Annotated in this window: 9 protein-coding genes; 4 read left to right on the plus strand and 5 right to left on the minus strand. The window is 77.5% G+C overall.

Annotated features, from left to right (window positions below; genetic code table 11):
• Positions 1 to 158: 158 nt before the first annotated feature.
• Genes ACRYM0_RS19290 through ACRYM0_RS19305 form a run of 4 tightly spaced genes read right to left on the minus strand, consistent with a single transcriptional unit; the run spans position 159 to position 3,466 of the window.
• Positions 159 to 1,286: an aldose epimerase family protein gene (locus ACRYM0_RS19290; RefSeq protein ID WP_432507467.1), complete on the minus strand. Its 1,128-nt coding sequence runs from the start codon at positions 1,284 to 1,286 to the stop codon at positions 159 to 161.
• A gap of 10 nt (positions 1,287 to 1,296) precedes the next feature.
• On the minus strand, positions 1,297 to 1,554 hold the full coding sequence (locus ACRYM0_RS19295) for a hypothetical protein (protein ID WP_432507468.1): 258 nt from the start codon (positions 1,552 to 1,554) through the stop codon (positions 1,297 to 1,299).
• Positions 1,551 to 3,068, minus strand: coding sequence for a PspC domain-containing protein (locus ACRYM0_RS19300; RefSeq protein WP_432507469.1), 1,518 nt, complete (start codon positions 3,066 to 3,068; stop codon positions 1,551 to 1,553). The genes ACRYM0_RS19295 and ACRYM0_RS19300 overlap by 4 nt, the downstream gene beginning before the upstream one ends.
• Positions 3,062 to 3,466, minus strand: coding sequence for a PspC domain-containing protein (locus ACRYM0_RS19305; RefSeq protein WP_432507471.1), 405 nt, complete (start codon positions 3,464 to 3,466; stop codon positions 3,062 to 3,064). Before ACRYM0_RS19305 ends, ACRYM0_RS19300 begins: the two co-directional genes overlap by 7 nt.
• A gap of 126 nt (positions 3,467 to 3,592) precedes the next feature.
• On the opposite strand from ACRYM0_RS19305, the gene ACRYM0_RS19310 reads away from it, so the two are divergent.
• Genes ACRYM0_RS19310 through ACRYM0_RS19320 form a run of 3 tightly spaced genes read left to right on the plus strand, consistent with a single transcriptional unit; the run spans position 3,593 to position 6,680 of the window.
• On the plus strand, positions 3,593 to 4,861 hold the full coding sequence (locus ACRYM0_RS19310) for a sensor histidine kinase (protein WP_432507472.1): 1,269 nt from the start codon (positions 3,593 to 3,595) through the stop codon (positions 4,859 to 4,861).
• A 32-nt stretch (positions 4,862 to 4,893) separates the two neighbouring features.
• Entirely contained in the window at positions 4,894 to 5,547 is a 654-nt protein-coding gene (locus ACRYM0_RS19315) for a LuxR C-terminal-related transcriptional regulator (protein WP_432507476.1), read from the plus strand.
• Positions 5,548 to 5,594: 47 nt separating this feature from the next.
• Complete coding sequence (locus tag ACRYM0_RS19320; protein WP_432507473.1) at positions 5,595 to 6,680, plus strand: PDDEXK nuclease domain-containing protein; 1,086 nt, start codon at positions 5,595 to 5,597, stop codon at positions 6,678 to 6,680.
• 97 nt (positions 6,681 to 6,777) lie between these two features.
• On the opposite strand, the gene ACRYM0_RS19325 is transcribed toward ACRYM0_RS19320, so the two are convergent.
• Positions 6,778 to 7,236, minus strand: coding sequence for a DUF4383 domain-containing protein (locus ACRYM0_RS19325; RefSeq protein ID WP_432507474.1), 459 nt, complete (start codon positions 7,234 to 7,236; stop codon positions 6,778 to 6,780).
• Between the two features lie 148 nt (positions 7,237 to 7,384).
• Between ACRYM0_RS19325 and ACRYM0_RS19330 the strand changes: the two genes are divergently transcribed.
• Positions 7,385 to 9,196, plus strand: a 1,812-nt coding sequence (locus ACRYM0_RS19330; RefSeq protein WP_432507475.1) for a bifunctional diguanylate cyclase/phosphodiesterase, incomplete at its 3' end; no start/stop codon positions are given.

Here is a 9,196-nt window from a genome sequence, read left to right on the forward strand (position 1 = left end):
CCCCCCCCCCCCCCCCCCCCCCCCCCCCCCCCCCCCCCCCCCCCCCCCCCCCCCCCCCCCCCCCCCCCCCCCCCCCCCCCCCCCCCCCCCCCCCCCCCCCCCCCCCCCCCCCCCCCGCGGGGGTTGGGGCGGGGTTGGGGCAGGGATGGGGGTGGGGGTCAGGAGACGCCGAAGCGGAACTCGGTGACGGAGCGGAACTCGTCGCCCTCGCGCAGCACGGTGCTCGGGAACCCCGGGTGGTTCGGGGCGTCGGGGAAGGCCTGCGCCTCCAGGGCCAGGCCGGTGCGGGGGCCGTACACCGCGCCGGCCTTGCCGGTGAGGGTCCCGGCGAGGGTCCCGCCGCTGAACACCTGCAGACCGGGCTGGTCCGTCCACACCTCCAGCGTCCGCCCCGACACCGGCTCCTCCACGCGCGCCGCCCGGGAGGGTTCGCGTTCCCCGCCGGGCACGTCGGCCAGCACGAAGCAGTGGTCGAAACCCGAGCCGCGCTGCAGCTGCTCGTCTCCGGCCTGCTCGCCGTCGCGCAGCCGGTACCCCACCGGCACCGGCTCGGTGAAGTCGAACGGGGTGCCGGCCACCGGCCGGCGCTCACCCGTCGGCACCCCGGTGGGGTCCACCGGCAGGAACGCCGCCGCGTCCACCTGCAGCAGGTGCGCCTCGACCGTGCCGCTGCCCTCACCGGCCAGGTTCCAGTACGCGTGGTTGGTGAGGTTGAGCACCGTCGGCGCGTCCGTCGTCGCGGACGTCTCCACCACGAGCACCCCGCCGGCCAGGACGTACTGCACGTGCACGCTCAGCGCACCGGGGAACCCCTCGTCCCCGTCCGGGCTCAGCAGGGAGAAGCGGACCCCGCACGCGCCGGGCACCTCGTGGGCCGTCCACAGCCGCTCGGAGTACGGGTGCGAACCGCCGTGGATGGCGTTGCCGCGGTCGGTCACCGGGATGGAGGACGTGCGCCCGTCGAGGGTGAACGTGCCACCGGCGATGCGGTTCGCGAAGCGGCCGATCGTCGCCCCGAAGGAACGCCCCTTCGCCTCGTAGGGCTCCAGCGCGCCGAAGCCGAGGGCGACGTCGGCCCGGGCGCCGTCGCGGTCCGGGGCCAGGACCGACTGGATGCGCGCGCCGTGCTCGACCAGCCCGACGCGCACGGTCCCGTCGTCCAGGACCCAGCGGGCGACGGGCTCGCCGCCGCCCGTGCGGCCCCACTCCGGTTCGACCCGGACCCCGTGGCCCGCGTCGTGCCGCGCGTGTCGTCCCGCCCCGTGCCCCGCGTCGTGGTGCGTCACGGGGACGACGTTACCGAGGACGGCGCGAACGGGCCCGTCCCGCCGCGGTCAGGGCGGTGACCACGGTGGCCAGCCCGCCCAGCAGCAGCACGCCGGCCACGTTCCACCCCCACGCCCAGCTCACGCCGGTGACGGCCCGCACCCCGATCGCGGCGGCCACGGCGAGGAACGCGAAACCCCACACCACGGCGCCCACGTCCACGGTCGTCGCCGGGCCCTCCTGCTGCTCCGGCTCCCGCCGCGGCCCTCCCGCGCAGCCGCCCATCACTCCCCCTCCAGCACGGCGGAGCCGGCCGCGCCCACGCGGACGTCCCCCGCCCACACGACGGCCCGCACGACGGTGACGCCGCCGGGCACGGTCCAGTCCGCGGCGTCCTCGCCGTCGACCTCGGTGGCGGCGGCCACGCGCGCGGCGTCGGGACCGGCGGCCAGGACCCGCCGGGTGTCCAGCCCGCCCTCCACGCCCCCGCCGTCGCCGCTGGCGCCGGTGGCCACGAGCGCCCGGTCCCCGGAGGCCACGGGCACCACGTCCCCGGAGGCGGCGTCCCAGCGCAGGCTGCCGGCCAGGGAGCGGGCGTCCACGAGCACCGTCGTCCCGGCGGGGGCGACGACCTCCAGCCGCCCGGCGGCCAGGGTGGCGGTGACCGGTCCCGGCACCTCGCCGGCGTCCAGGCCCGAGGGGTCCACGCGCAACCGCCCGACGGCGGAGCTCACGGCGTCCTGCTCGCGCACCGACGCCGCCGTCGGCGCCCAGGTGCCGTCCACGTCCCAGTGCCACCCGCCGGAGGGCGGCAGCGTGCCGGCGAGCACGGTCAGCACGGCCAGCGGCCAGCCGAACCCGACGAGCGCGGTGCGCCGCCCGGCGAGACCGGCGGCCACGGCGCCCGCGCCGACGACCGCGAGCGCCGCCGCGGGGGCCAGCACGTGGGCGGGGGCCGGCAGCGCCAGCAGCAGGTCGGCCAGCACCACCGCGCCGGCGGCGAGCATCGCGGCGCCGAGGGTGAGGGTGGTCAGCAGCGGGGAGCCGGGGCGGCGCCGGGCGCGGGCGCGCCGGGCCTCGGCGCGGGCCTGCTCGCGGGCGGCGGCGCGGCGCTCGACGGTGGAGCCGAAGCCGGCGGCGGGTCCGGCGGTGAGGTCCGCGGTGAGGTCGGTGGTGAAGCCGGCGAGGTCGTCGGCCGGGCCGGTCGGGCCGGCGGCGGGTGGCACCGGTCCCTTGCGCAGCGACACGGTGGGAGCGCCCGGGGCCGGCGACGAGGCGGCGGGCGCGTCCGGCCGCTCGGGGTGCCGGGCGCACGCGGCGGCGATCCGGTCGCGGAACAGCCACCACAGCAGTGCGGCGACGAGGCCGGTGACGAAGAACCCCCAGCCGGTGCTGCCCCCGAGCGGTCCCAGCGTCACGCCGGCGAGGCCGACGACGCCCCGCCCCACGGCGAGGTCGAGGAGCACGAGGCCGGCGGCGAGGGCGAGGGCGCCGGAGACGTCGCCGCGGGCCGCGGCCTCCAGCTCCACGCGCCCGCGCGCGTCGGGCAGCACGGCCCAGGCGAGCCCGTACAGGGCCAGTCCGAGACCGCCGACGAGGACGAGGGCGATGAGCAGGCCCCGCACCAGCACGGGGTCCAGGCCGGTGCGGGTGGCCAGGCCCCCGCACACGCCGGCGAACCAGCGGTCCTCGCCGCGCACGACCCCCCAAGAGCGCACGACGGCGGTGGCGCGGGCCAGCTTGCCGCCGTCGGCGGGAGGGTCGGCGGGGGGCGGGCCGCCGGGGTGGGGGGTGCTCACCACCAGCCCCAGGGGAAGCCGATGCCGGCGCCGCCGAGCAGGTCGACCACCACGAGGGCGACGGCGGCGACGAAGGATCCGGACACGTCGCCGCGGTGCGCGGCCTGCGCCTCGATGCGGCCGGTGGCGTCCGGCAGCAGCGCCCACGCCAGCCCGTACAGCAGCAGCCCGACGCCGCCGAGGAGGACGAGGAGCACCGCCAGGGCCCGCACGACGGCGGGGTTCACGCCGAGCCGGTGGGCGAGGCCGGCGCACACGCCGGCGATCCACCGGTCCGGGGTGCGGGTCGCGTCGGTGCGGCGGACCGCGTCGAAGAAGCGGTCCGGGGCCGGGCGCCGCGGGCCGTCCGCGGCGTCGTGGGGGGCGTCGGCGGAGGGGCTGGGGATCTCGGTGTTCGTCATGGCTCCACGGTGGCGGGGGCGGGGTGCCGGCGACCAGGGGGATGACCCCCGGTTCGACCCTGAGAGGACCCTGAACCGTCTCCGGGAGGATCCCCGGGCCCTGCCGGGCGTGCCACGATCGCGCTCGTGAGCACGAGCGCAGCGGGGCCCGCCCGGCCCTCCCCGGCACCGGCGCGAGCACGCCCGCAGCTGGTGCGGCCGGTCGCCGGGCGCCGCGCCGGCGGGGTCGCCGCGGGCCTGGCGGCGCACCTGGACGTGCCGGCGGGCCGGGTCCGGGTGGCGTTCGCCGCGCTGGCCGTGCTGGCCGGGGCGGGCCTGGCCCTGTACGTCGTCTACTGGTTCCTGGTGCCCGACGAGCGCGACGCCGGCTCCGGCGGGCGCCGCGCCGACCCGTCGGCATGGGTGCTCGCCCACCGGGACGCGCTGGTGGGCGGGGCACTGGTGCTGGCCGGTGCCCTGGCGGCGCTGCGGCTGGGCGGGGTGGACGCCTCCTCGCGGGTGGTGCTGCCGGTGCTGGTGGTGGGTGCGGGCGTGGTGCTGGCCTGGAGCCAGCTGGACGCCACCCGCCGGGCCCGCTGGGTGTCCGGTGCCGGCGGTGGGCGCGGCGCTGCGCTGCGGGTGGCGGCCGGCACCTCCCTGGTGCTGCTGGGCGTGGTGCTGTTCCTGGCGCTGGGCGGGGACGCGGCCGCGCTGGGCGGGTCGGTGCTGGGCGCGGTGGCGGTCCTGGCGGGCGTGGCGGTGGTGCTGGCGCCGTGGGCGGTGCGGCTGTGGCGGGACCTGGGCGCCGAGCGCGCCGCGCTGGCCCGCGAGCAGGAGCGCGCCGAGCTGGCCGCGCACGTGCACGACTCGGTGCTGCAGACCCTGGCGCTGATCCAGCGCCGCAGCACCGACGGGGTGGAGGTGGCGCGGCTGGCGCGCGCGCAGGAGCGCGACCTGCGCCGCTGGCTGTACGGCGACCACGGCACCGCGGCCGGCACCCTGGGCGCCGCGCTGCGGGCGGCGGCGGCGGAGGTGGAGGACGCCTCGGGGGCGACGGTGGAGGTGGTGCTGGTGGGGGACCTGGACGCCCTGGTGCTGGAGCGCGGCACGAGCGCGCTGGCGCAGGCCGCGCGGGAGGCGCTGCTGAACGCCGGCCGGCACGCGGGCGGCACCGTGTCCCTGTACGCGGAGGCCCTGGGCTCGGGTGCGCAGCGGTCCTTCGAGGTGTTCGTGCGCGACCGCGGCCCGGGTTTCGACCTGGACGCGGTGCCGCAGGACCGCCTCGGGGTGCGCGAGTCGATCCTGGGCCGCATGGCGCGCGCCGGCGGCAGCGCGGCGGTGCGCCGCCCCGCCGACGGCGGCACCGAGGTGGCGCTGCGGCTGCCCGCGCCGGCGGCGGAGGGTGCTGCGTCGTGACGGTGCGGGTGGTGGTGGTCGACGACCACCGGATGGTGCGCAGCGGCGTGCGCGCGGAACTGGCCGCCGCGGCGGACGTGGAGGTCGTCGGCGAGGCCGGTGACGCCGCCGCGGCGGTGGCGGCGGTGCGGCGGGAGCTGCCCGACGTGGTGCTGCTGGACGTGCACCTGCCCGCAGCCGCCGGGGAGCCCCCCGCCCCCGGGGCCGGTTCCGGCGGGGTGCGGGTGCTGGCGGACTGCGCGGACCTGCTCGGCGGCGAGCGCCCCGTGCGGTTCCTCGCGCTGAGCGTGTCCGACGCCGCCGACGACGTCATCGCCGTCATCCGCCGCGGCGCGCGCGGGTACGTCACGAAGTCCATCAGCGGGGAGGAGCTGGCCGCGGCGGTGCGGCGGGTCGCCGACGGCGACGCGGTGTTCTCCCCGCGCCTGGCGGGTTTCGTGCTCGACGCGTTCGGGGCGGTCGCCGGGGAGGTCGCCGCCGCCGACGACGAGCTGGACCGCCTCTCGGCGCGGGAGCGGGAGGTGATGCGCCTGATCGCCCGCGGCTACGCGTACAAGGAGGTCGCCCGGGAGCTGTTCATCTCGGTGAAGACGGTGGAGACGCACGTGTCGGCGGTGCTGCGCAAGCTGCAGCTGTCCAACCGGCACGAGCTGACGCGGTGGGCGGCGGCGCGCCGGCTGCTGTGAGCGGCGAGCCGCCGGTGCTGTCGGGACCGGGCGGCAGGATGCGGCTCGTGCCCGCACGCGACTTCGAACCGACGGCCGCCCCGAGCCGCGACGCCCCACCGGAGGGGTACGGCGAACTGCTGGAGCAGCTGAAGGACCGGGTGCGCACGTCCCGGGTGCGGGCCGCGCGGGCGGCCAACACCGAGCTGTTGCGGCTGTACTGGTCGATCGGCCGCGACATCCTCGACCGCCAGCAGGCCGCAGGTTGGGGCGCGAAGGTGATCACCCTCCTCGCGGAGGACCTGCGCGCCACCTTCCCCGACCAGCGCGGCTTCTCCCGCCGCAACCTGCAGTACATGCGCGCCCTGGCCGCCGTCTGGCCCGAGGAGGCCGACTTCGTGCAACAGGCCGTTGCACGATTGCCCTGGGGCCACCTGACCGTCTTGCTGGACCGCCTCGACGAGCCCGCCCTGCGCCACTGGTACGCCGCCGAGGCCGTCGAGCACGGCTGGTCCCGCAACGTCCTCGAGCACCAGGTGATGAGCCGTCTGCACGCCCGCTCCGGCGCGGCTCCCTCCAACTTCGCCGCCCAGCTACCGGCCTCCGACTCCGAGCTGGCGCAACAGCTGACCCGCGACCCGTACGTCTTCGACCACCTGTCCCTGACCGAGCGGATGTCCCAGAAGGCGCTGGAACAGGCGTTGATGGACCGCCTGCAGCAGACCTTGACCGCCTTCGGGCACGGCATGGCCTTCGTCGGCCGGCAGGTCCGCTTCGACGTCGGTGACGAGGTCATGGTCCTCGACCTGCTCCTCTTCCACCTGACCCAGCTGCACTTCGTCGTCGTCGAGCTCAAGATCGGCCGCTTCGAGCCCGGCTTCCTGGGCCAGCTGGGCACGTACGTCGCCGTCGTCGACGACACGGTCCGCGACACGAGCCTTCACGCCCCCACCGTCGGGATCCTGCTGTGCACGGGACGCGACGAAGCGGTGGTGCGCTACGCCCTGGCCAGTGCCGCCTCACCCGTGGCGGTGGCCACCTACGAGACCCTCACCCCTGAGCAGCGCGCCGGCCTGCCCGACCCTGCGGAGCTGACCGCCGCCCTCACGGACGTGTTGCAGCAGGGTTCCGGGGAGCACGGGCAGCAGAGGTGAATCGCGTGTCTCCTCCGGCGTCACCACTCACGGTCGCGGCCGGGGCGGGCCGGGGTCTCGGGCTCAGCCCGGACCCCGGTGCCGCGGCTCAGACAGCTCAGAAGACGCCGTTCTCCTTGATCTCCTTGGCCCGCGCCCGGTTGCCCCCGACGAGGAAGATGACGCCCAGCGCCAGGTAGAGCCAGTTGCTCTCGACGTCGGTGGGCAGCAGGGGGTGCGGGGAGTTCACGACCAGGCCGGCACCGGTGATGCCCATGGCGATGAGCGCCAGGGCGTGCAGGATGACGTTCTTGTGCGCCTGGCGCACCGAGCCGGAGAACGCCAGCACGGTGACGCCGAAGAGGAACAGGCCCACCGAGGTGAGGACGCAGACGGTGAACACGCCGAACAGCTCGGCGCCGCTGCGGAAGAAGCCCATCTGGTCGTAGTTCGTCGTGATGCCCGGGATGAGCCCCAGGATCCCCAGGACCATCAGGACCGCACCGGTGATCTGGGCGTGCCGCCGGACGGGGCCGCCTTCCCTCTTCGTGGCCTCGACGGCCCTGGTAGCGCTCATGGGCCCATCGTGGCAGGCGGCGGCGCCGGGTGCAGGCGTGGGTCGCCGGGCGCGGGCGCCGCTCGCCGTGCCGGGGCGACGGTCCCGTGCCACGCTGACCGTCGCCGGGGACGCGGGCGTCCCGGGCTCACCGGGGGAGGTGGTGGGTGTGGTCGAGCCGGAGGCGCCGGCCGCGGGCTCCCCCGTGCCGGCCGACCTGCTGACCTTCGACGAGGCCTGCTCGCGGGTCCTGGACTTCCTGGAGCAGCACGTCCCGCTCGGCTTCTGGGCGATCACCTCGCGGGTGGACGGCCGCCAGCTGTACCTGCACGTGCGCGACGCGGCGTACGGCAAGCAGCCCGGCGACTCGCACGACTGGTCGGAGTCCTTCTGCCGGCACATGGCCGTCGGGGACGCCCCGCGCATCGCCCCGGACGCGATGGCGGTGCCCCGGTACGCGGCGGCGGGGGTGGCGCGCGAGCTGCCCGTCGGCGCGTACGTGGGCGTGCCGATCCGCGGGGGCGACGGGCGCCTGTTCGGCACCCTGTGCGGGCTGGACCCGCGGGCCCAGCCGGCGGAGCTGCACCGGCACGAGCCGGTGCTGGAGCTGCTGGCGACGCTGCTGGGCCAGGTGCTGGCCGCCGAGCGCCTGCGCGCGCAGGCCGACGCCCGCGAGGCGGCGCTGCGCTGGCGGGCCCTGCACGACGACCTGACGGGGCTGGCGAACCGGGCGATGTTCCTGGACCGCCTCACCCACGCGCTGGAGCTGCACCGGCGCGACCGGCGGCCGCTGGCGGTGCTGAGCATCGACATCGACGACTTCCGCGCCGTCAACGACGCCCTCGGCCACGCCGGCGGCGACGAGCTGCTGACCCGGGTGGCGGAGCGGCTGCGCGGCGTCGTCGGCGCCGGGGACACGCTGGCCCGCCTGGGCAGCGACCAGTTCGCGGTGCTGGTGGAGCGCGGGGACCGCGGCCCGGCGCACCCGCACCTGCTGGCGCTGGCGGAGCGGGCGGTGGCGGCGATGGCCGACCACTTCACCCTGGCCGGGCGGCAGGTGGGGGTCGGGGTGAGCGTGGGCGTCGCGGAGGTCGCCGCGGAGGACGACTCCCCCGCACCGACGGCGGTGCTCGCGCACGCCGACGTGGCGCTGGACGCGGCCAAGCGCGCCGGCAAGGGGCGCACGTCGCTGTACCGGCCGAGCATGCGGCTGCCGCAGGCGCGCGACGTGCACCTGCGCGACCCGCTGCGCCGGGCGCTGGCGCGCGGCGAGGTGGGCACGGTGTTCCAGCCGATCGTGGAGCTGGCGACCGGGCGGGTCACCGGCGTGGAGTGCCTGGCGCGCTGGGAGCACGGCGGCGAGCAGGTCGGCCCGGAGGTGTTCGTGCCGCTGGCCGCGCGCAGCAACCTGCTGCCGGCGCTGACCGGCACCGTGCTGGAGCAGGCGTGCGAGCAGCTGGCGCGGTGGTCGCGCGCGGGGCGCGGCGACCTGCGGGTGGGGGTGAACGTGCCGCCGGAGCTGCTGACGGACCCCGCGTTCCCGGCCACGGTGGGCGAGCACGTGCGGCGGCACGGGCTGCGCCCCGGGCAGCTCGTGCTGGAGATCACCGAGGACGCCCTGCTGCGGGACCTGCCGGCGGCCCAGGACGTCACCGGGCGCCTGCACGAGGAGGGTTTCGCGCTGGCCCTGGACGACTTCGGGACGGGCTACTCCTCCCTGCTGCACCTGCGCTCCATCCCCCTGGACACGGTGAAGATCGACCGGGGTTTCACCGCCGACGTGGACGTGTGCCCGCGCGCCCAGCAGTTCCTGCGCGCGCTGCTGACCCTGGGGCGCGACCTGGGTCTGGGCGTCGTGGTGGAGGGCGTGGAGCGCCCCGCCCAGGCGGAGGTGCTGCGCGAGCTCGGCGCGGTGCACGCGCAGGGCTTCCTGTACGGGGAACCGGCTGCGGCCGGTGACCTCCCCCCGGGGGAGGTCACC

Source organism: Kineococcus arenarius subsp. arenarius (assembly GCF_050871845.1).
In the GTDB taxonomy this organism is placed as follows: domain Bacteria; phylum Actinomycetota; class Actinomycetes; order Actinomycetales; family Kineococcaceae; genus Kineococcus.